The organism is Brevibacterium renqingii, from assembly GCF_017808105.1.
Lineage (GTDB): Bacteria > Actinomycetota > Actinomycetes > Actinomycetales > Brevibacteriaceae > Brevibacterium > Brevibacterium renqingii.
Window position 1 is genome coordinate 1 of the sequence record NZ_JADBHF010000004.1, and the last position, 22,010, is coordinate 22,010.

Here is a 22,010-nt window from a genome sequence, read left to right on the forward strand (position 1 = left end):
GATGTCATGAGACATACCAGAGTCAGAAACAAGAAATGTCCCACGCCATCGAGTGAACGATGACGTGGGACATCACATTGGTGGAGATGGCGGGAATCGAACCCGCGTCCGTCGGCAGATTGTCAGGACTTCTCCGGGCGCAGTTCGTGAAATAGTTTCTTAGGTTCTGGCCCTTGCACGAACACATGGACCAACGAACGGAGTTGAGTAAGAGTCCCTCAGATACCCTCAACAAATATCTGAAGCAGTGGCTTCCTAAGCGACGCCAGGTTCTAGAGCGGAAGCAACTCTAGGCTGACGGATTCGCAGCTCGCGCTCTATCAGGCAGCGAGGGCGAAATCGGTGCGGTTGTTAGACTTAGCACCTATTGTTTTGCAGAGGACATTAACGAGATGACTCTGCATTCTCGGCCCGCTTCTCCCGACGCAGTGTCCGACGTCGAAACCGATCATCCCCATATTCTTTTACCAATCCTGCCCCGCTCTGGCCTCCGCGTCTGCGGATTTCTCGGCTGGACAGGAACTCCAGCATACTCGGTCAACACAGGGCGAGCCAATCGTATTCCCGGCTCCCCTGACCGCCTCGCACGGCCGCCTCGCACGGCCGCCTCGGCGACTGTCACGCGCGGACCGCGTGAACGGAAACTGTGCCCTCACAGGCTCCCTGGATCAGCGTGTCCCGCAGGTCTCTACAGGAACTGCTTGGCCTTCATCGCGCGTTCGGCTTCGCGCTTGTCCTGCGCCTCACGCAGAGCCTGGCGCTTATCCCATTCGCGCTTGCCCTTGGCCAGAGCGATCTCGACCTTCACCCGCGAACCGTCGAAGTACAGTTCGAGCGGCACCAGGGTCCGACCGGACTCCTTGACCTTCTGCGAGAGCTTGAGGATCTCCTCGCGGTGGAGCAGCAGCTTCCGCCGACGCCGGGCCGAATGGTTCGTCCAGGTCCCCTGCAGGTACTCGGGGATGTAGACGTTCTCCAGCCACGCCTCGTTCTGGAAGATGAGAGCGAACCCGTCGGTCAGTGAGGCCCTGCCTTCTCGCAGCGACTTCACCTCCGTGCCGGTGAGCACGAGACCGGCCTCCCACGTGTCTTCGATGTGATAGTCGTGACGCGCTTTGCGGTTCCTCGCAATGACTTTCTTGCCAGTGTCCTTCGGCATGACCGGCCCCCTCTCTCCTCTCGCCTCGATGGTCTCACACGTCCGTCCGACCGCCTCCTGTGACGGTGGCAGGGTACGAACGCACAGACCCTCAATTCTAGCTCACCGCCGCCGTGGGCGAAAAGTGAGTCGGGCAACAGTCAGAAGATGAAGGGCTTCGGGTCGACGTAGCCGCCGTTCTTCATGATCTCGAAGTGCAGGTGGCAGCCGGTCGAGGCGCCGGTCGTGCCCGAGTACGAGATGATCTGGCCCTTCTTGACCTTCTGACCGTCGTGGACCTTGAGCTTCGTGTTGTGGTTGTAGGTCGACGCGATCGAGTCGCCCTTGATCTTGCCGTGGGAGATGACGACGCGGTTGCCGTAGCCGCCGGTCCACCCGGAGGTCACGACGATTCCGTCGCCGGCCGCACGGATCGGGGTTCCGCAGGGCACGCCGAAGTCCATGCCGGTGTGCAGCTTCTTCGCGCCCGTGATCGGGTGGACCCGGTAGCCGAAGGGCGAAGTCGTCGGGTAGCCCTTGGCCGGGTTGGCCAGGACTCCGTCGCCGAAGACGAACTTGCCCTTCTTCTCCTGTTCCTTCTCCCATTCGCGGACCTTCTCCGCCAGCCGGTCCTGCTCTTCCTTCTCCTTGGCCAGCTGCTCCTCGGTCTTGGCCTTGTTGTCGGAGATCGTCTGCTCCGCCTCGTCCTTCGCCGAGATCAGGTCATTGAGGCTGTCGGCCTTCTTCTTCGCATCGACCTGGGCCGCCTCTTTGGCCAGCACCGCCTCGGCGGCTTCGTCCTTGAGGTCGGAGATCTTCTCCGTCACGCCCGAGAGCCGCTCCTCGTTGTTCTTGTTCAACGACCGCTGTTCGGAGAGTCTGTCGATCGTGCGCTGCTGGGAGCGCACGGCCGAGTCGACTCGCCCGATGCCGCCGTCGGCGCTGGTGCCCTCGGCCATCTGCAGAAGCATCGCGAGATCCGAGGTGATGCCCGAGTTCTGGTAGGCCTGGCGACCGATGCGTGCGGCAGCAGTCTTGTGCTTGTCGATCTTCGCGGTGCCGGACTTGATGGATTTCTTGAGATCCTTCTGCGCGTTCTCGGCCGAGGTCAGCCGCGCCGCCATGTCCTGATCCTTCTCGATGGCCGCGGCCAGAGCGTCGTCGGCGGCCTTCGATGCCGCCTCGGCGTCGGGCAGCTTCTCCTGCGCGGCGTCGCGTTCGGCGATGACCCGGGCGAGGTCCTCGTCGAGGCCCTCGAACTCCTGCTGGAGCTCCTTGACCCGCTCATCGACCTTGCTCTTGTCGTCCCTGGGATCGGCCACCGCCGAGGCGACCGGCAGGAACAGCGCGAGCGCAGCCGCGATGATGACGAGTGCGAGTCTGCCTCTCATCTCAGACCTTCGTGTACTTGTTCAAGGTGATCAGCGACGACGCCCCGGCCATGACGACACCGATGAAGATGAGCACGGGGGCGATGAGGAGCACGTCCCACCCGGAGATGAGGCTGAAACCGGTCGCCTGACCCTGCAGCCATCCGCTGACCCCGAAGTGGACGAGCAGACCGAGAACCCCACCCGACAGGGCGGCACCGATCGCCGCCGCGATCACTCCCTCGAGCAGGAACGGCAGCTGGATGAAGGTGTTCGAGGCGCCGACGAGCCGCATGATGCCCGTTTCCCGCCGTCTCGAGAACGCCGAGAGTCGGATCGTCGTGGCAATGAGGAGCATGGCGCACAGGAGCATGATGCCGGCGATGGCCACGGCCACGATGGTGGCGATGTTGAGCACCGCGAAGAGACGGTCGAGCAGCTGATTCTGGTCGACGACCTCCTCGACACCCGGGGTGGAGGAGAACGTCTCCTTGATGATGTCGTACTTCTCCGCGTCCTTGAGCTTGACCCGGAAGGACTCATTCATCTCCTCCTCGGGCACCGTGCCTTCGAGACTGGTGCCTTTGAACTGCTCCTGGAAGTGCTCGTAGGCCTCGGACTTGTCCTCGAAGTAGACCTTGTCGACATAGGGGGCGAGTTCGGAGCTTTCGAGTTCGGCACGGATCTGGTCCTTCTGGTCACCGGTGACCTCGCCGTCGACGCAGTTCGTCGCCTCGGAGTCGGGCGGGCAGAGGAACACGGAGACCTGCACTCGGTCGTACCAGAAGTCCTTCATCTGCCCGACCTGCATCTGCAGCAGAATCGCGGCACCGACGAAGAGCAGGGACACGAAGGTCACGAGCACGACGGAGACGACCATGGAGAAGTTCTTCCGCAGACCCGACCAGACCTCGGAGAGGATGAATCCGGCCCTCATGAGGCGACTCCGTAGGTGCCCTCTTCGACGTCGCGGACGATCGAACCCTCGCGCAGCTCGATGACGCGTCTGCGCATCCGATTGACGATCTCGCCGTCGTGGGTGGCCATGAGCACCGTGGTGCCGTTGCGGTTGATCTTCTCCAGAACGCTCATGATGTCAGCACTCGTCGTCGGGTCGAGGTTGCCTGTGGGCTCGTCGGCCAGCAGGATGCCGGGCTTGTTGACCACGGCGCGCGCGATCGCCACACGCTGCTGCTCGCCGCCGGAGAGCTCGCTGGGGTAGCGCTTCTCCTTGCCGTCCAGGCCGACGGTCTCGAGGACGTCGGGCACGAGCGTCGACATGGCCGCTCGCGATTTCCCGATCACCTGCAGGGCGAAGGCGACGTTGGCGAAGACGGTCTTGTTCGGCAGCAGACGGAAATCCTGGAACACGGTCCCGATCCCCCGGCGCAGATACGGCACCTTCCAGCTCGGCATCTTCACCACCGATTTGCCAGCGATGTGGATGCGTCCGGCAGTCGGCACCTCTTCGCGGAGGATGAGGCGGATGACCGTGGACTTGCCCGAACCGGAAGCCCCGACGAGGAACACGAACTCCCCGCGGTCGGCCTCGAACGAGATCTCGTCAAGAGCCTTGCGGGAGCGTGCGTCGTAGGACTTCGAAACGGAGTCGAATCTGATCAAGTCGGTCTTCAATCATGTCGCGGGTGGCTCGGCCGGTTCCACTGTACGTAACAGTTCCGTGATGTTCGCGGAGGCGAAGGGGCGTGTGTTGCGATCTGATGAAGTTCACAGTCGCGTCACCGAGGCGGATGGCCTAGCCGGGTGGCCGACGGCGCGTTTGTGGTCAGTCCGCCGAGGAGAAGGAGCCGAAACGGGCAGATCGCCTCGGTGCACTGACCACAGACGGAGGGTGAGGGCGGCACGAGGAAGCAGGCCGGCCCGACCGGGTCACTCCTCGGCGGCCATCTCCTGTTCCTTGCGCCAGCGGATGCCGGCCTCGATGAGACCGTCGAGGTCGCCGTCGAACACCGCAGAGGGGTTGTTGACCTCGTAGCCGGTGCGCAGGTCTTTGACCATCTGGTAGGGATGCGTGACGTAGGAGCGCATCTGGTCGCCCCAGCTGGCCTTGATGTCGCCGGCGAGCTCCTTCTTCTGCGCCGCCTCCTCCTGGCGTTTGCGCTCGAGCAGACGCGACTGGAGGACGCGCATGGCGGCCTCGCGGTTCTGGATCTGCGACTTCTCGTTCTGCATGCTCACGACCACACCGGTGGGGATGTGGGTGATGCGCACGGCCGAGTCCGTCGTGTTCACCGACTGTCCGCCCGGGCCCGAGGACCGGTAGACGTCGATGCGCAGGTCGTTCTCGTCGACCTCGATGTGGTCGGTCGACTCGATCAGCGGGACCACCTCGACGGCGGCGAATGAGGTCTGACGCCGGCCCTGGTTGTCGAAGGGGCTGATGCGCACCAGACGGTGGGTGCCGGCCTCGACGGACAGAGTGCCGTAGGCGTAGGGGGCGTTGATCTGGATCGTCGCGGACTTGATGCCCGCGCCCTCGGCGTAGGAGGTGTCGAGCTCCTGGACGTTGTACCCGCGGTTCTCCGCCCACCTCACGTACATCCGGGTGAGCGTCTGCGCCCAGTCGGTGGCATCGTCGCCGCCGGCGCCCGAACGCACGGTCACGACGGCGGAGCGTTCGTCGTATTCGTGGTTGAGCAGGGTGGAGATCTCGAGATCGGCGAGCTGATCGTGCAGCTTCTTCAGATCCCGGTCGGCTTCTTCGAGGGAATCCGCGTCGCCCTCGTCCTGTGACATCTCGACGAGCAGTTCGGCGTCGTCGATGCGCTGGCCGAACTTCTCGAGCTTGTCCAGGGTGCCCTGCTTGTGCGAGAGCCTGGCCGAGGTCTTCTGCGCCGAGTCCGGATCGTCCCAGAAGGTGGGCGAGGACGCTTCCTCCGTGAGCTCAGCGACTTCGTCGCGCAGATTGTCCAGGTCGGACACGTCGAGAATCGCTTTGTACGTTTGGCGGAGGTTGGCGATTTCAGAAGAGTAATCAGTGGTGGCCATAATGCTCCGATTCTAGTGCATGCACTGCCCGCGCCCAGAACTGAAGCCCGCGGGCGCATACCCGCGGGCTTCGTTCTGTCGTTATACGCAGCCGGTCCGATCAGGCCGGAACTGCCTCGGGCACGGTAGCCCAAGTATCGGGGCCGAAGACCTCGAAGTGGATGTTCGCCTCGGGCACGTCGAGTTCGTCGAGTCCGCGGCGGACGGCCTTCATGAACGGCGGTGGGCCGCAGAGGTAGACCTGCGCGTTCGCGTCGACGGGCACCTCGGCGAGGTTGATGAATCCTTCGTGCACGGTCTCGGTGGCGGTCCGAGCGCCGAGCTGCTCGTACCAGTGGTGCATGTGCGCGCCGGGCAGCTGGTCGACCAGCTGGGCCATCTCGCGCCGGTGGGCGTGGCTGGCCATGGACTGGTCGGCGTGGAGGACGGTGACCGGGCGCTGGGACTCCTTGGACACGAGGTCGTTGAGCGCGCCGAGGATGGGCGTGCATCCGATGCCCGCGGACACGAGCAGCAGCGGGGCCTCGGAGTCCTCGACGACGAGGTCGCCGTAGGGCAGCGAACAGCGGATGGAATCGCCCTCGAAGACGTTGCCGTGGATGAAGTTCGAGACCTCACCGGCGGGGACACCCGCCTCGGCGCGGCCGGGCTCGGCCTTGATAGTCACCGTCCAGCTGGTCCGGGCGGTGGCCTTGGTCAGACTGTACTGACGGATCTGGTTCGCGCCGTCGGGCAGCTGGACCTGGACGGAGACGTACTGTCCCGGCTGGGCCTGCGGCAGCGCACCGCCGTCGGGGCGGGAGAGGACGAGGCTGACGGTGGTCGGCGATTCCTGCCTGCGGCGGGTCACGACGAGGTCGCACCAGACGTCACCGGGAGCGACGTCGTGGCGGGCGTAGAGCTCCCTCTCGGCCTTGATCAGCGAGTCCGCCATGTCCCAGTAGACCTCGGTCCAGGCGTCGACGACCTCGGCAGTGGCCGCTTCGCCCAGAACCTCGCCGATCGCGGCGAAGAGGTGCTCGTAGACGATCGGGTACTGGTCCTCGGTGATGCCCAGGGAAGCATGCTTGTTCGCGATCCGGCTCATCATCGCGTCGATGTTCGGCGCGTCCTCGGACACCAGCAGGCTCGCATAGGCGGCGATCGCACCGGCCAGGGCCTTCTGCTGCTCACCCTGGGCCTGGTTCCCGCGGTTGAACAGGTCACGCAGCAGGTCGGGGCGGGCGGTGAACATCCGCTTGTAGAAGATCGGGGTGATGTCTCCGATCGCTGCTCCGACGACGGGAAGCGTCTCACGGACGGTGGACAGTGCTGACTGGGAGATCACTGAAACTCCTTTCGCGGCGGTTCGCCGCGCGGATGGAACGGCCTTTCCAGGTCGTGCTTGTGCTGACGTCTTCGACAGTACTACGACGTGTAGAACATTTTCTACACGTCGTAGAATTTGAGAAGAGGTCACCCGCAATGCGGACACGCAGCAGCCGGACGGCGAGCAGACGGGTCAGTCGGTGACCTCGACGGTCCCGTGCGCACCGCGCTCGGCGTCGACCATGGTGTGGGTGACGAAGGGATAGTGGCCCGCCTCGGCGAATTCGAGCTCGACGAACCCGCCCTGGGAAGGCGCGAGATCGAGCGTCTGGCTGCCGCCCTTCTCGGCATTGCCGCGCTTGAGCTGGTAGGCGCCTTCCTTGAACACCGTGTCGAACTGTCCGCCGATGATGTGGAAGGCGCTCGGTCGATTCGGTCCGGCGTCGACGACCCAGATGCGCACACGCTCGCCGACCTTCGCGCGGATCGGATCGTGGTCGTACTGGTTCGCGAAGCCGTTGAAGACCACGGCGTCGGTCTCCTCGCGAGCCACTTTGTCGGGGTCGACGACTCCGCCCTGCGGGCCCAGGTAGAGCTCTGACTGGACCATGAAGTATTCCCGGTCGACCTCGGGCAGGTTCGGCGGGTCGATGATGACGGCTCCGAACATACCGTTGGCGATGTGGCTCGACATCGGCATAGTCGCGCAGTGGTACATCCAGGCACCCGAGTGCGTGGCCGTGAACGTGTAGGTCAGCGACTCACCGGGCGCGATCGTGCGCATCGGCTGGTCAGGGGCCAGCTCTCCGGCGTGGAAGTCGATCGAGTGACCCATCGACCCGTCGTTGACGAGGGTGATCTCGAACGTGTCGCCGACCTGTCCGCGCAGGGTCGGGCCGGGCATCGTGCCGTTGAACAGCCACAGCTTCTGCTTGACCCCGACGGCGACCTCGCGTTCGACCTCGCTGACGGTGAAGGTCTTCTTGTGCGTCGTCGTTTCGGGAGCCGGCGGCAGCGTCGCGTCGCGGGCGGTGAAATCGGGGCCGGGCTCTGCCATGAAGTCGAGGTCATCGGCCGCCGAGCCGCTCCCGTCACCGGCCGAGCCCTGGTCCTCAGTGCCTGCGGCTTCGGCTTCGGCATCGGCTCCTGTGGCGTTGACGGCGAAGACCATGCCCATCTGCCGGTGGCCGGCGATCGAGCACCAGCCGTCGAGATCCTGACCGACGATGCCGACATCGAGGGTCGCGGATTCGCCGGGACTCAGCCGGCCGCTGTCGACGCCGCCTTCGAGGACGAGGTCATGGACGTCCTGGTCATCGGTGTTCTTCACCTCGATGATGAGTCGGTCGCCGACCGGCACATCGACCTTCGCCGGAGTGAAGCGCATGTCCTTCGCCTCGACGCTCACCCGCGTGGTCTCCCCCGTCGGAGTCACCCCCGCCGAGGCAGACTGAGCCGTGCCCGCGGTCGTGGCGGCTGGATCGATGGCCACTCCCCCGGCCACGGCGATGAGCACGAGCGCCAGCCCCGAGGCGGCCGAGGCCAGGGCCCGCCGGTCGTCGAGCTTCTTCGCAGCAGCGCGCTCCTGCCTCGTCGGGCGCTTCTGGGCCTGCACATCGTGCGGATTCGCCTTCGCGCGGCGGGAGGCTCGCAGTCCGCGGAACAGGAAGGGCAGGAACAGGGCCAGCCCCAGAGCCACGAGACCCGAACAGAGGACCCGCACCCAGCTGGGCACCGGCAGCAGGCAGACGGCGAGGCCGAGGTTGATGATGGTCACGCGGAACGCGGCGAGCCGATTGAACTCCCGGTTCGCGGCCCGCACTGCAGCCGGTCCCCCGCCGAGGACGACCGGCAGGAGGTAGGACAGGGCGCCGAAGAGGATCTGCGCGGCGAACCCGGCCGCCAGCGCCGGCGTCAGCCAGGTGAATCCGGATGTGGCCTCGGCCCAGTCCGCGGAGGTGAAGAACACCCAGGCGGTCGCGATGAGGCAGATGGCCAGCCACGACATGGCCGCTGCGGCCGAGTAGGTCGGGTACTCCCGAGGCGGTTTCGCCATACCGGCGCGAACGAAGGGAACGGCGACGAGGCCGAGGCCGGCGAGGTAGCCGAGCAGCCCGATGCCCGCGGCCCACGGTGCGGCCAGCAGCGATGCGGCCAGGGCGATGGCCAGTCCGACGAGAAGGAGGGGAAGACCGCGGCGGGGGCCGCCTCGGCGCCGGCGACGATCTTCGTGCGCAGCATCGTCGGCCACAGGGTCATGAGCGTGCCGATGACGGTCAGTCCGATCCAGCCGAGCAGGTTGAGCAGGGCATGGGCGGCGAGCAGTCGCGAGTGCCAGGGATCGGCGATATCGCGGGCGAGGATGACGCCGAAGGTCACGCCCACGGGCAGGATCGCCGCGGCGGCGAGATAGTAGCGGACGGTTCCGGCGAAGCGGGAGGCCAGGGCGTGCCGGACCTTGTTCCACAGGTCGGCCCCGTGCCAGACGACGGCGGCGGCCACCGCTGCGGCACCGATGATGACGATCGCCCAGATCGCGGTCATCATGCCGATGATGACGACCAGCGTGCCGGAATTGATGAGCCCGAGCCGGATGCTCTGGCTGCGGCGGTCACCTGCCGAGGTGGGCGTGTGCAGGAGTGCCTGCGCGAAGTACTGGGACCATACGAGGATCGAGTGGCTGACCGCGCCGAGGACGAGGAGGTGGATCATCAGCCATCGCGCCACGGACAGACCGGGGTGGGCGCCGACGACGATGATGAGGAAGACGATCCAGATCACGACGGGCAGGTCGCGGATGAGCCAGCGGCCGCGGCCGATGCCGAGTTCCGCGTCGCGGTCGGCTGTGCCGGCCTCACGCGGGACGCGGTCGCGGTCGCCTGGGGAGGACAGCTGCGGGCTCATCGTGTCGTGTCCTCCTCCGTGAGCGGCGACTTCGTCTCCGGCGCGGCTGCCGGCGACGTGCCTGCGGCGGCATCGCCGGGTGCCGTCGGCTCGGCCGGAGTGCCGGGTCTGGCTGTGCGGGTCGGTTTCGTGGGGCGGCTGCGCCGGTTCGTGGCGATGATCGCCGAGGCGGCCGCGAGCAGCGCGAACCCGAGGAGGGCGATGACGTTGAGCACTCCGCCCCATTGCCGGGCCGAGTCGAGTCCGAAGCCGTCCCCGAGGCCGATGCGCAGGACCAGCCCGAGGTGCAGCAGCATGGCAGGGATGTAGAAGCCCCGGTTGTACGGCAGACGGACCCGCAGAACGGCAGGCAGGATGACCGAGGCGTGGGCCATGATCATCGAGATCGCGAACCCGAGGAAGACCGCGTGCACGGTGGCGTCGAAGGCGCGGGTGTCAGCAGCCGGACCGCCGAGGACCCAGATGATCCCGGCCACGGCCAACCAGACGTAGCCGGCGAGCAGGCAGGCTCCGATGTACCCGGTCTGGCCGGGTGCGCGGACGGTGCGGCGGGCGACGTCGTTGCTGGTCAGCCAGGCGACGAGGCCGAGCAGACCGATGCCCAGCAGCGGAGTGCCGATGCTCGGCCACAGCAGTGCCACGAGAACGGCGAGGACGAAGACCGCGACGAGCAGACGCAGCACTCTCACGGCCGAGCCGCTGATGCTCACTCGGGCGAGTTCGAGCCGCTCAGCGGCGATGGTGAGGATGACGAACCCCGACATCCAGCCGATGAGATTCGACACCGGAGCCCCGCCGAGCCACATGAGGGCTGCGCCGGTGAGCAGGGCGGCACCGAGGGCCTGGATGAGGATGGCGTCGTCGAAGTTGCGTCTGAACAGGGGAATGTAGAGCACGGTCAGGGCCAGGCCGCCGGCTGTGAGTCCGAGCTGTCCGACGATGAGCGGGGCAGGAGTGAGCACGGCGATGGCGCCGAGCCCGAGGAGCCCGGGGGCGAGGAACCCGACCGGTTTCGCCAGCGCCACAGCGCGCTCGAGGGCGATGACGGTGCCGAGGAACCCGAAGACCATGAGGATGCCGTGCAGATCGGGCAGATCGGCTGTGCTCACAGGAGCCCGGACCCCGAGGAGGAGCAGGGCGGCGTCGAGACCGGCGAGCATCGCCAGTCCGGCGGGGACGAGGAAGGCGAGACGGCGGTTCACTGGTCGGGCTTTCGAGCCGAGGTCGTCACGGATGCATCGGCGGTGCCGGATGCCCTGTCCTGCAGGTGCAGACGGCAGGCACCGGGCTCGGAGAAGGGTTCGAGCTCACTGTCGGCTGTCGGGTCGCCGAAGATTTCGAGCGCGCCGCGGACCAGACCGAGGTGGACTCCGCACACGATGTCGGGATGCTCATGGGCGGCCTCGAGCAGCGGGCACCGGGTCAGCCGAAAGCTGTGCCGCTCGGTGGCGGCCTCGGCGCTCGCGGTCGTGTCCGCCGGCTCGGGGGCGAAGCCGAGCTCGTCGAGCAGGGTGACCGTCTCCGCGACGGCCGAGATCTGCTCGACGGCAGCAGATCTCGCCGCTCCGCCCTCGGAGGCGTCCGCCTCGGCGCGCGTTTCGGCGGCTTCCCGGGCGAGGTCACGGCCCCAGCCGATTCCGGCCGCGATTCCGTCCTCGCGCGGGTTTGCGCTCGTGCGATCGATATGAGCAGCCAGCACCGAGGCGAGCCCGAGGTATTCGGAGGTTCCCGTCTGCGGGGAGCCGGCGGCTCGATACAGCCAAGCCGGTCGTCCCCGCCCCGTCGATGCCGCCTTGGACTTCGTGGCCGCGCCGGCCTCGACGAGCTGGTCGAGATGCTCACGCACGGTGTTCTGATGCAGACCGGTCATGGCTGCCAGGGCCGAGATCGTCACCGCCCCCGCCTGGGAGGCGAGGTGTTCGTGGACGAAGGCGACCGCCGGGGTCAGATCCGTCTGCGGGGCTGCCGGCTCAGGCCCGAGCGCCGCCGAATCCCTGTCTGTGTGGCCGCGATTGTTTTTCACGGCTCCCATTGTAATAAATGGCATCCAGCGAGCCGCGTCCGGCCCACGATCGATACCACAAGCGCCGCCGGCGGGAGATCCTATTCATCCCGCCGGCGGCGCGGCTCGTGTCACTTCACCCCGGTGATCGGTGAGGAAAATGTATACCGGATCCCCTCGGTGCGCAACAGGGTTCCGGTCGCTGGTGGCCTCAGACTCAGGACTCCGGCAGTGGATTGCACGAGCCGATACGGCGCGTGTAACTACATCCGTGTCATTTTCAGGACCGAACGAAAGTTATCCACAGATCTGAGAAATCGCTGGATTCTTCATTCGACTACAGATAGGTTAAACAGCAAATCTCGCTGTCATTTGATTGATCTGGGCAAGGGTTCATCGTGGAAGCCACCGAAGTCATCACCAGCGAGGTCCACAAGCGGATCAGAGATCTCGATGTGGACCCGCGCGCCGATATTCAGCGATCCCGCGAGCTCATTCGCACCGTCATCGCAGAATACGACGAGCGCAGCCTCGTCGCCGATCTGCCTGTCCTCGAAGACAGAGAAGCGACCTTCCGCCACATCGACAATCAGCTCTCGGGCTTCGGCGCCCTGCAGGACTATTTCGATGATCCGCATGTCGAGGAGATCTGGGTCAACAGCCCGAGTGAGGTCTTCATCGCCGTCGACGGCATCCACCAGCTGACGACGACGAAGCTGAGCGTCGGTGAGCTCGACGACCTGATCGAGCGAATGCTGCGGACCTCCGGCCGCCGTGTCGACCTGTCCCAGCCGTTCGTCGACGCCATGCTGCCCGACGGGTCTCGTCTGCATGTCGTGCTGCCCGACATCACGCGAACACATCCGGCCGTGAATATCCGCAAGTTCATCGCCCGGCCGCGCAGTCTCGCGAACCTCGTGTCGAAGGGTTCGCTGACACCCGGTGCCGCCGAGTTCCTCGACGCGGCGGTCGCCTGCGGCGCGAACATCCTCGTCTCCGGAGCCACTCAGGCCGGCAAGACCACCATGCTCAACGCTCTGGCCGGGTCGATCCCGGCCAGGGAGCGCACGATCTCCTGTGAGGAGGTCTTCGAACTCAACCTGCCCAGTCGCGACTGGGTGCCGATGCAGTGTCGACAGCCCTCACTCGAAGGCACCGGCGAGGTCACCCTTCGGGACCTGGTCAAAGAAGCGCTGCGCATGCGTCCGACCCGCATCATCGTCGGTGAGGTCCGAGAAGCCGAGAGCCTCGACCTCCTCGTCGCACTCAATTCGGGCCTGCCCGGGATGGGCACCATCCATGCGAACTCCGCCCGTGCCGCCATCACGAAGATCTCCACCCTGCCCCTGCTGGCCGGGGCGAACATCTCCTCCGCCTTCGTCGTACCCACCGTCGCCGGCAGCTTCGACATCGTCGTCCATCTGCGCAGGGACCCTTCGGGACTCCGACGCGTCGACGAGATCTGTGCCGTGCCCGGCGGAGTCGAAGGCGATGTCGTCGAGCTCGATACGATCTTCCATTCCCCGCACGGACAGCTCATCCGCGGTCAGGGGTTCGGCCACCTCGGCGAGCGGTTCGCCACCATCGGCAGAGATCTGCACGCCATTCTGGAGGCGGCGTGAGCTATTCGCAGTACAGCCTGCTCATCGGCGCCTGCCTCGGTGCCGGTCTGTTCCTCATCTGGATGTCCCTGTGGCAGCCCCCGGCAGGGGCCAGGACGCAGCGGCGGTGGGTGCGCGAGATCGACGACATGCTCACAGGCGCAGGCTTCCCGCGCTTGCGGCCCGCGCATCTGCTGCTCATCTCTGTCGCGGTCTTCTGTGTCGTCTCCGTCATCTCCACCGTCCTCACCGGCTCCTGGGCGATCGCCCTGTGCTTCGGCCTCTTCGGCTCCTGGCTGCCGCACCGGATCCTGCAGCATCGGGCCCGCGGTCGGCAGGTGATGTGCCGTGAGCTGTGGCCGGAGACTCTCGACCACCTCAACTCCGGTGTCCGAGCAGGGCTCTCCCTTCCCGAGGCACTCAGTTCGCTGGCGCAGCGCGGGCCCGAACCCCTGCGTCCCCTGTTCGAGGTCTTCGCCGAGGAGTACAGGGCCAGCGGGTCCTTCGCCCTGGCGCTCGAGAGGTTCCGCCAGGTCAGCGCCGACCCGGTGGCCGACCGCATCGTCGTGGCGCTGAGCGTCACCCGGCAGGTCGGCGGCAGCGATCTGGGCACCATGCTGCGTGCCCTGGCGCAGTTCGTACGTGACGACGCCCGCACCCGCAACGAGCTGACCGCCCGGCAGCAGTGGACGGTCAACGGCGCCCGCCTGGCCGTCGCCGCTCCCTGGGCAGTGCTCGCTTTCCTCTCCACCAGACCGGAGACAGCCACCGCCTACAACTCCCGGACCGGGCTGATCCTCCTGGCCGCGGGATTCGTCGTCTCACTGCTCGCTTATCAGGCGATGAAGCGCATCGGACGCCTTCCGACGGAGCCGCGGGTGATCGAAGGCTCCTCGCTCAGCTCCGCGACCAGACGTTTCGCCGACGCCGCGGACGAGACCGGGGCACAGGGGCTGAGCGGTTTCGGAAGGCTCGGCTCCTCAGGACCGCACTCGCACGGGTCGAGCGGACGCACCATCGGCGGGGATCGACAGGGCGGACAGGCGGCATGAGCATCCTCGACGAACCGCTGAGTGTGCTCGGCCTCGGGCTCTTCAACGGTCTGACCCTGTGCGTATTCATCTTCTCCCTCCCGCCTCTGCGCCGACCGACCCTGTCCTCCCGGATCGCTCCCTATCTGCGCGATCAGGAGTCCCTGATCGATGTCTACGCTCCCCCGACGCCTCGCTCGGAGGGATTCGTCGGTGTCACGAAGTCTCTGCTGCTGACCTCGACTCTGTGGGTCACTTCGCGCATCACCACCGATGCCACTCTGCGGCAGCGCATCGACCGCCTCGGAGGAAACGCGACGATCGAACGCTTCCGGATCAACCAGGTGCTGAGCATCCTGGTCGGGATGATCGCCGCCGGTGGGCTGGCCGGACTGCTGTCGGCTCAGCGCGGCTTCTCCCCCATCGTCACCTTCGTCCTCGTCATCAGCGGCGGCATCGCCGGCCATGTGTTCAACGATTGGCGCCTGAGCCAGGCCATCAGCCGCCACGAATCACGGGTGCTCGCCGAGTTCCCCACCGTGGCGGAGCTGCTTGCCCTGTCGATCACCGCAGGCGAGGGGATCGTGGAGGCGCTCGAACGGGTGTGCCGGACCTGTTCGGGTGATCTCATCGACGAGCTCCGCGCGGCCCTTGCCGCGACGCGCACCGGCACGCCACTGGTCGAAGCTCTCGACGGTATGGCCACACGGATCGCCATCCCCGAGATCGTCCAATTCGTCGACGGGCTCGCGGTGTCGATGACTCGCGGCACTCCCCTGGCGGAAGTGCTGCGGTCCCAGGCGGCAGATGTGCGCGAACAGTCGCGCCGCCGCCTGCTCGAACTCTCCGGCAAGAAGGAGATCGGCATGTTGGTTCCGGTCGTCGTCTTCGTCCTGCCGGTCACCGTCATCTTCGCCGTCTTCCCGTCCCTGACCGTCCTCGACCTCAGCCCCTGAGACCCCGAAGAAGGAGACACTATGTTCCGTCAGTTCAGCTGCCGACTCATCCCTTTCGTGCTCGGGTTGATTCCCGGTCCACCCGATCGCCGAGGTGGAAGGACCAACGCCGCGGTTCCCGCCCCAGAGACCGGCACTGTCGTCGATCCGCCCGATCGCGGGGATGTGCCAGGATGGGTGCTCATCACCCTGATGACCGCGGGGCTGGTGGTGGCGCTGTGGGCACTGGCCGGTGAGGCCTTCACCTCGATGTTCCAGGACGCCATGAACAAGGTCCGCGGTGCCGGGTGATCAGGCGGCGCCCGCAGACGAACATACCGAGCACTCCGGAATCGACGGTCCCGACTCGGGCTCCGCAGTCGCCGAGTTCGTGCTCGTCGCCTCACTGCTGGCCCTGATCCTCGCCGGTGCTCTGCAGATCGGTCTCGTCATCCACGTCCGCAACACGGTCATCGACTCGGCGATCGCGGGAGCCAGACAGGCGAGTCTGGCCGACCAGAGCCCACGCGACGGGCAGAGGCTGACCGCGGACCTGATCCGCGTGTCCGTCGGCGAGCGCTATGCGCAGAAGGTCACCGTCTCGACTTCACAGCGCGGTGGGGCCGAGATCGTCGAGGTCCGGGTGAGGGCACCGCTGCCTGTGCTCGGACTGTGGGGGCCGGCCGAGGTCTGGGATCTGCGAGGCAGGTCCCTCGTCGAGGACATCGACCGTGACTGATGCCCACATCAGTCCCTCCGGCGAGACCGGCGGCGAAACCGATGTGGACGAGCACACCGGGCTCTCGGCCGAACCGGCAGATGCCGGGAACGCCGTGATCGAGTTCATCTTCGCCTCGATCATCCTGCTCATCCCCGTCATCTACCTCATGCTCACCCTCTCCCAGCTGCAGGCGGCCAGCTATGCGACCACCTCGGCGGCGATATCGGCCTCGCGCATCGCGGCCCGTGATGCGAACCCCTCGGAGGCTCGGGCCCGTGCCGTCGCGAAGATGCACTTCGCGGATTTCGGCCTGGAAGATTCCGCGCCGACCATCACCTACTCGTGCGCGGGCCCTTGTGGACATGCGGGGTCTCTTGTCACCGCACGGGTCGAGACGCGCGTGTCACTGCCCGGTCTCCCGCTCCTCTTCGGTTCCGAACACGCCCCGCACATCACCCTGCGGGCGAACCATACCGATGTCGTCGCCTCAGGAGCCGGATGAGATGACCGAGGACCATACCCACGAGTCGGACACCGGGTCGATCACACCTCTGGCCATCGGCTTCGTCGTCATCGCCCTGCTCCTCGCATTCCTCATCGCGGCGCTGACCGACCTGCACATGGCCCGGCGGGAGCTGCAGGGCCTCGCCGATTCCGCGGCGCTGGCGGCCTCGGACTCCTTCGAACCCGCCCCGGGTGAGGACCCCGGTCTCGTGTTCTCACCTCCCGCGGCCAAGCGTGCGGCGGGCCGCTATCTCGCGGCCGTCCCGACTCCGACGGGCATGCACGATCTGCGGCTGAGCGCCGATGCCGATGGGGCGCACTCGGTGAGGATCCGCCTCCGGACCAGCTACTCGCCACCCCTGCTCTCGCCTTTCGTGCCCGGACTCATCGACCTTCAGGCCACGGCTCACGCCAGGGGCGCGCTCCGCCTCTCCTGATCGCACCGACTGCACGTTCACGACACTTCGACTCCGTTTCCTGTGGAAGGCGTTCCCACTCGCATGTTCTCGCACTGTGGATGCACAATCACTGTGCACAGTGGGCCGTCGATGTCTTGTCGGCGCCCATCGACGCAGAGATCCTGTGTTCATGAGAACTCTGGGACTCGTCCATCGCGTAGAGGCGAACGGAGAAGTGACGAGCGCCCGGATCGAAGCCGATTCGGCTCAGCCGGTGCTCGAGGTATTCCGGGCCCTGTTCGGCTGCGCTCTGCTGCCCAGAGACCTCCTCGAGGGCAATCGGCTCGGTGACGGCAGCCTCGAGACCATCACGTGGGGCAGCTGGCAGAGCCTCAACCCGATCACCATCATCGGGGCACACACCCTGCGGACCACGTCATCCGGGGCCGAGGCCGAACTGGCATCCGTGAGCGTCCTGGCCGGACCGGACTCGGGATTCGCCCTCACCGTCGACCCACGAAGGGCGCGGCTGAGCCGGCTTCCCCACGATTCCTCCCTGACCATCATCGACCCCTGCCTGTCCCGACAGCCGATTCCCCTGGAGATCGATGCCGCAGGTGAACAGGAAACCGTCTGCCGAGGCGCGACGATCCTCGCCCCGAGCCCGGGTGCCGCTCTGACCCCGGGAACGCAGTCCTCAGCGAACGCGCCCGGAGAACTGCCGCAGTTCCGTTCCCCGCCGCCGCACCGCAGAGAGGACACACATATCGTTCCGAAGACGATCGACGATCCCCGGCCGGCCCGTCCTCCGCAGTGGTGGACCTTCCTCATCCCCATCGGCATCGGGGTGGTGCTGGCAGTCGTCACGGGGATGTGGTGGTTCCTGCTCTTCAGCATCTCGGCCCCGCTCTCCGGGTACATCGCCTACCTCGTGGAGAAGAAGCGCTTCACCCGCGACTCCGCCCGTTGCCGACGCGACCGCAGCGCTGCTCTGGCCGAAGCTCGCACGCGACTGTGCGAACTCGAAGCGACACACCGTCGCGCTGCCTTCACCGCTCCGGGTCTGTGTCTCGGTTTCGGAGCGTTCCTCAGCGACCTGACGATCGATGAGCAGCTGCAGGAGGGAATCGATCATGTCGCAGGACGGGTGGTGCTGGATTCGATGCCGATCCGAATCGACCCGATGAGCACCGCGGTGACCGTCAGAGGTGACGTCGAACAGCTGCGCACCATGGCCTTCTCCTGGCTGTCCGACCGGCGCTTCGCCTGGCGACCGTGCCCGGAGCTGACTCTGCTGCCGGAGCTGGCCGGCACGGAATTCGCCGGCGCACATGCCACAGCACCCGGCCTCTCCCTGCCACGCCACGGGCCGACGGCCGAGGAACTCATCGATGTGCGGCTCGATGAGACCGCACACCCGGCGGCCCTGTCTCTCTCCGGCCCCCACACCGATTCCTCGCTCTCGATGACCCTGGGGAGCTTGGCCCAGGCACTCACGACAGCATCGACAGCGCCCCGTGGTCCCGTCCCCGGCCGACCGCTGATCGCCTCACTCATGCCGGCTGCCCGATTCGTCACCCTGCACCGGAACCGCCAGACGCGCGGTGAACTTCGGCCCTGGCCCAGCCACGGTCTCGGCGAGTTCTGTGATGACGCCCCTGACGCCATCATGGAACGGTGGCGCCACCCGGTACCCGGGCCGGCGATCATCGGCCGCGGAGCGCACGGCGCAGTCGGCATCGACCTGTTCGACGACGGCCCTCACGCCCTCGTCGCCGGAACCACGGGCAGCGGAAAATCACTGCTCCTGCAGACCTGGCTGCTGGCGATGGCTCTGGCACACCCGCCCCGGCAACTGCGCTTCGTGCTCATCGATTTCAAGGGCGGCGCCACCTTCGCCCCGCTGCAGGATCTGCCGCACACCGACAGCGTGCTCGACGACTTCGATTCCGGGCTCGCCTTCCGCTCCCTCGTCTCAGTGCGCGCCGAGATCACGCACCGGGAACGGCTGCTGGCCGACCGCGGATGCGCCGATGTCCTCGATCTCGACGACCCGCCGCCGCGCCTCGTCGTCGTCATCGACGAATTCCATGCGCTCATGGCCGCTCATCCACGAGCCGCTGACTTGCTCGAACACCTCACCGCGCTGGGACGGTCGCTGGGTGTGCACCTCATCCTCGCCACGCAGCGGCCCATGGGCGTCGTCACCGGGCAGATGAAGGCCAATATCAATATCCGCGTCTGCCTCCGGGTACGCGACGAAACCGATTCTTTCGACGTCATCGGCAGCGAGGCCGGGGCCCTGTTGCCGGCGGACAAGCCGGGCGCCGCGTGCCTGGACACCGGCACGGCCGTGTCCCGATTCCGCGTCGCCGTGCCCTTCGGCACCGACTCCCGCGCCGAGGCGGCTCTCCGCCCTCGTCTGCGGCCGTGGACTCGAGGTCCGGTTCCGTCCCTGGCCAGCGGGCTCAGAGGTGTCAGCGTCGACAATATCGCTGCCGCGGCCGCGGCGATGCCGGAACAGGCACCGCCGCGGCAGGTGGTGCTCCCACCGCTCCCCTCACCGGAGGAGATATACACCGGCACGGAAGCGGACGAGGTGCTCACCACCGAGTCGCTGGCCGGCAGATCGTCCGGCGCCGACAGTGCCTCCGGAGACGAACCCCCGGTGGTGACCGGCATCATCGACATGCCGAAGGAGCAGGACCAGCAGATATGGGTCTATGAACCCGACGTCGACGGTTCGACGGTACTGACCTCGGCCGACCCGGCGGTCACGGATTCCGTGCTCGTGCGGATGGCTCGCGCCGCTGCACCGAGGCGACGCATCTTCGCGCTGGGCAGGATCGCCTCGGCTCTCGCTTGGGCCGAGGTCACCTGCGGAATGGATACGGGATGGCGGATGCAGGTCGTCCTGGACCATCTCGCCTCCAACCCTAACGGGGCGGACCGGCCGCCGAGCCTGCTGGTGTGCGGCAATTGGGCCGAACTCGTCGATTCGCTCGATCATCATTGGGCCGATCGTCTGGAACGTCTGCTCAGCCACGGGACGAACTACGGACTCGTATTCCTCCTCGCCGGCTGCCGGAACGCAGTGAGCAGGAGTTCACGGTTCTCCACCCAGATCATCTTCCCGCCTGCGGCAGGAGAGGACGGCCTCAGCGTCGGTCTCAGCCGACAGCGCTTCGCCGGCCGCTGGCCGGAGTTCCGCGCTGTGCTCCGCGGCCCGCGAGTGTCCTCGGCGGGAGGTGACGGAGCCGATGTCCAACTGCTGCCGCAGGACAGAAGGGCGGCGGAATCAGCTGGTTCCGCCGGTTCTGGCGGCCCTTTCGACTTTGCGGGTTGTGAGGGTTCCGCGCAGATTCGGTCCGGCTTCGCACCGCGCTGGTATGGTCTCGAACGTCTCCCGGAGCCTGGAGTCGCGGACCTGATCACAGAGACGGATGAACCGCCCCGAGAGCTTCTCTTTCCCCTCGGCACCGATCAGGAGCATCTCATCCCCATCGGCGTCGACGCCTTCGGCGAGATCGTGCTCTGGAATCCTGTGCGTGACGGTTCTGTGCTCACGGTCCGGGGCTCCTCGCAGAGCGGGAAGAGCGAGTTCGCTGCGCTGATGCAGACCCTGGCGAACCCCGCGGTCTCGACCCATGACGACGCCCACAGGGAGACCGAACCGACCGACTGGGACCTGCTCGACGGTGACCTCCACGTGCTCACCATGCCGACGCGCTTCACGCCCGGCTACGGCTCTCAGCTGTCGAAGGCACAGGGGCTCGGACCCCTGCTGGTGCTCGGTGCGCACAGCCGCCACGACCTCAACGGTCTCGGCCTCATCAGACAGGCACCGCTCGACGGTCGGCCGGGCACGGGGTGGTTCGTCACCGAGGATCGTGCTCGGGCTGTCCGGACCTTCACCGCCGATGAAGCCGCAGCTCTGCTGCGCAAACGCTCAGCGACGAGCACCGGAAGCCACGATCAGGCGGCGTCGGAAGGAGGCCCTGTGAGAGTCTCGTAACGATACAGCTCGGCCGCCGCGCCCGATTCGAGCAGACGGTCGGCGAGCGCCGAGATCACCGGCATCCCGCTCGTGACTTCGATGACGACATCGGCGTCGACGGACAGGCGGGCCAGCAGCAGTTCGGCATCGGCGACGGCTGCGGCGAAGGCCTCATCGGCTGCGTCAGCGGCATCCTCGCGGGTCTCGAACATCGATCCGAGGATGAGCTCGGTCGGAGCCTCCTCATCGACCTGATCGACGACAGCAGACCCGGCCTGACCGCCCGGCTGTCCGGCACCCGACGGGTCTCCCGACTGCCCGGCACTGGTGCCGGGCTCACCGGCGGCCGGCAGGGTTCCGGCCGTCTCGTCGGCCTCGCGCGCATAGGACACGGCGAAGGCGCTGAGCCCGCCCGCCTCGGCGGTTCCGGCCGCACCGTTCAGCAGCGCCGCACCATGGGCCCCGGCCGCCTCGGACAGGAAGGCGTTATTCACCTGCCCGATCGTCAGCGGGCCCACGGCATCGTCACGGTTGACGGCGGTGTACCAGGCCTGGAAGGCCTTCGTCAGCTTCACCGATCCGGTGGCGATGATCTCGAGATCCTCGGCCCGGCCCCCTCCGGCCGGCGGCAAGGCCCCGGCGGGGACCTTGATCACCCGCGTCGTCGTCAGCGGAGTGAATCCGAGCGCCTGCGCGAAGGCCTCCCCCGAGCTGCCGGCCTGAACTCGGGCACGCAGGTCGAGACCTTCGAGCCCGGTGCCTCGAGTCTCCGCGCACACGGCGTCGAAGAGCTCTCGCCCCTGCCCGTGCCCCCGCTCCTCGGCGGCGACCTCGACGTGCACCCAGGCCCGATGGGGGTGCAGCGGGGATTCGGCGATCGCGGCAGCGCCGACGGGAACGTCGGGGACCACCTCGGCGATGACGGAGCGGATCAGCGGAGAATCCGAGGACGGACGGAAGAGGGATCTGGCCATATGACCGGCCGGAGTGTCCGCATCGGCGAACACCTCGTTCAGGCGCAGATCGTCACCGTCGCTCAGCTCTCGAATGGGCATGTGCTCGCTCCTTGGGCGGTGGGGAACTTGATAATCT

The 22,010-nt window shown here is 66.7% G+C and carries 18 protein-coding genes and 1 other RNA gene; 8 read left to right on the forward strand and 11 right to left on the reverse strand.

The features are described 5' to 3' along the window. Window positions 1–78 precede the first annotated feature (78 nt). The 10 genes from ssrA to IHE57_RS05345 all read right to left on the reverse strand — a co-directional run bounded on the left by ssrA (window position 79) and on the right by IHE57_RS05345 (window position 11,752). Window positions 79–456, reverse strand: a transfer-messenger RNA (tmRNA) gene (gene ssrA, locus IHE57_RS05300). 232 nt (window positions 457–688) lie between these two features. Then, window positions 689–1,159, reverse strand: a complete 471-nt coding sequence (smpB, locus tag IHE57_RS05305) for an SsrA-binding protein SmpB (RefSeq protein ID WP_025780801.1) — start codon at window positions 1,157–1,159, stop codon at window positions 689–691. A gap of 140 nt (window positions 1,160–1,299) precedes the next feature. Further along, complete coding sequence (locus IHE57_RS05310) at window positions 1,300–2,529, reverse strand: M23 family metallopeptidase (RefSeq protein ID WP_209371358.1); 1,230 nt, start codon at window positions 2,527–2,529, stop codon at window positions 1,300–1,302. 1 nt (window position 2,530) lies between these two features. Next, window positions 2,531–3,445, reverse strand: coding sequence for a permease-like cell division protein FtsX (gene ftsX / locus IHE57_RS05315; RefSeq protein ID WP_209371360.1), 915 nt, complete (start codon window positions 3,443–3,445; stop codon window positions 2,531–2,533). Then, entirely contained in the window at window positions 3,442–4,131 is a 690-nt protein-coding gene (gene ftsE / locus IHE57_RS05320; RefSeq protein ID WP_209323458.1) for a cell division ATP-binding protein FtsE, read from the reverse strand. Before ftsE ends, ftsX begins: the two co-directional genes overlap by 4 nt. Window positions 4,132–4,398: 267 nt before the next feature. Beyond that, window positions 4,399–5,517: a peptide chain release factor 2 gene (gene prfB / locus IHE57_RS05325; RefSeq protein WP_209323459.1), complete on the reverse strand. Its 1,119-nt coding sequence runs from the start codon at window positions 5,515–5,517 to the stop codon at window positions 4,399–4,401. A gap of 100 nt (window positions 5,518–5,617) precedes the next feature. Further along, window positions 5,618–6,844, reverse strand: a complete 1,227-nt coding sequence (locus IHE57_RS05330) for a globin domain-containing protein (protein WP_209371361.1) — start codon at window positions 6,842–6,844, stop codon at window positions 5,618–5,620. 174 nt (window positions 6,845–7,018) lie between these two features. Further along, the gene (locus IHE57_RS16660; protein WP_436627482.1) at window positions 7,019–9,076 is read right to left on the reverse strand and encodes a multicopper oxidase domain-containing protein; all 2,058 of its coding nucleotides are present in this window, start codon (window positions 9,074–9,076) and stop codon (window positions 7,019–7,021) included. Window positions 9,077–9,725: 649 nt separating this feature from the next. After that, window positions 9,726–10,931, reverse strand: a complete 1,206-nt coding sequence (locus tag IHE57_RS05340; protein ID WP_209371363.1) for a DUF8744 domain-containing protein — start codon at window positions 10,929–10,931, stop codon at window positions 9,726–9,728. Next, on the reverse strand, window positions 10,928–11,752 hold the full coding sequence (locus tag IHE57_RS05345; protein ID WP_209371365.1) for a helix-turn-helix transcriptional regulator: 825 nt from the start codon (window positions 11,750–11,752) through the stop codon (window positions 10,928–10,930). The genes IHE57_RS05340 and IHE57_RS05345 overlap by 4 nt, the downstream gene beginning before the upstream one ends. Window positions 11,753–12,129: 377 nt before the next feature. Here IHE57_RS05345 and IHE57_RS05350 point away from each other — a divergent pair, with 377 nt between their 5' ends. The 8 genes from IHE57_RS05350 to IHE57_RS05385 all read left to right on the forward strand — a co-directional run bounded on the left by IHE57_RS05350 (window position 12,130) and on the right by IHE57_RS05385 (window position 20,936). Next, window positions 12,130–13,353, forward strand: coding sequence for a TadA family conjugal transfer-associated ATPase (locus IHE57_RS05350; RefSeq protein WP_209371367.1), 1,224 nt, complete (start codon window positions 12,130–12,132; stop codon window positions 13,351–13,353). Continuing rightward, window positions 13,350–14,384 carry a type II secretion system F family protein gene (locus IHE57_RS05355; RefSeq protein WP_209371369.1) on the forward strand — a complete coding sequence of 345 codons (1,035 nt, stop codon included), beginning with the start codon at window positions 13,350–13,352 and terminating at the stop codon, window positions 14,382–14,384. The genes IHE57_RS05350 and IHE57_RS05355 overlap by 4 nt, the downstream gene beginning before the upstream one ends. Then, window positions 14,381–15,319, forward strand: coding sequence for a type II secretion system F family protein (locus tag IHE57_RS05360; protein WP_209371371.1), 939 nt, complete (start codon window positions 14,381–14,383; stop codon window positions 15,317–15,319). The genes IHE57_RS05355 and IHE57_RS05360 overlap by 4 nt, the downstream gene beginning before the upstream one ends. 69 nt (window positions 15,320–15,388) lie before the next feature. Beyond that, window positions 15,389–15,610, forward strand: coding sequence for a hypothetical protein (locus IHE57_RS05365; protein WP_436627484.1), 222 nt, complete (start codon window positions 15,389–15,391; stop codon window positions 15,608–15,610). Next, window positions 15,600–16,037 (forward strand): TadE/TadG family type IV pilus assembly protein, encoded by a 438-nt coding sequence (locus tag IHE57_RS05370; RefSeq protein ID WP_366933859.1) that lies wholly within the window; start codon window positions 15,600–15,602, stop codon window positions 16,035–16,037. The genes IHE57_RS05365 and IHE57_RS05370 overlap by 11 nt, the downstream gene beginning before the upstream one ends. Further along, window positions 16,030–16,521, forward strand: coding sequence for a hypothetical protein (locus IHE57_RS05375; protein ID WP_216629929.1), 492 nt, complete (start codon window positions 16,030–16,032; stop codon window positions 16,519–16,521). Before IHE57_RS05370 ends, IHE57_RS05375 begins: the two co-directional genes overlap by 8 nt. 1 nt (window position 16,522) lies before the next feature. Beyond that, complete coding sequence (locus IHE57_RS05380; RefSeq protein ID WP_209371375.1) at window positions 16,523–16,960, forward strand: pilus assembly protein TadG-related protein; 438 nt, start codon at window positions 16,523–16,525, stop codon at window positions 16,958–16,960. 151 nt (window positions 16,961–17,111) lie between these two features. After that, complete coding sequence (locus tag IHE57_RS05385) at window positions 17,112–20,936, forward strand: FtsK/SpoIIIE domain-containing protein (protein WP_209371377.1); 3,825 nt, start codon at window positions 17,112–17,114, stop codon at window positions 20,934–20,936. On the opposite strand, the gene IHE57_RS05390 is transcribed toward IHE57_RS05385, so the two are convergent. Continuing rightward, window positions 20,897–21,973: a GNAT family N-acetyltransferase gene (locus IHE57_RS05390; protein WP_209371379.1), complete on the reverse strand. Its 1,077-nt coding sequence runs from the start codon at window positions 21,971–21,973 to the stop codon at window positions 20,897–20,899. The two genes, IHE57_RS05385 and IHE57_RS05390, sit on opposite strands and share 40 nt — an antisense overlap. Between the last annotated feature and the right edge of the window lie 37 nt (window positions 21,974–22,010).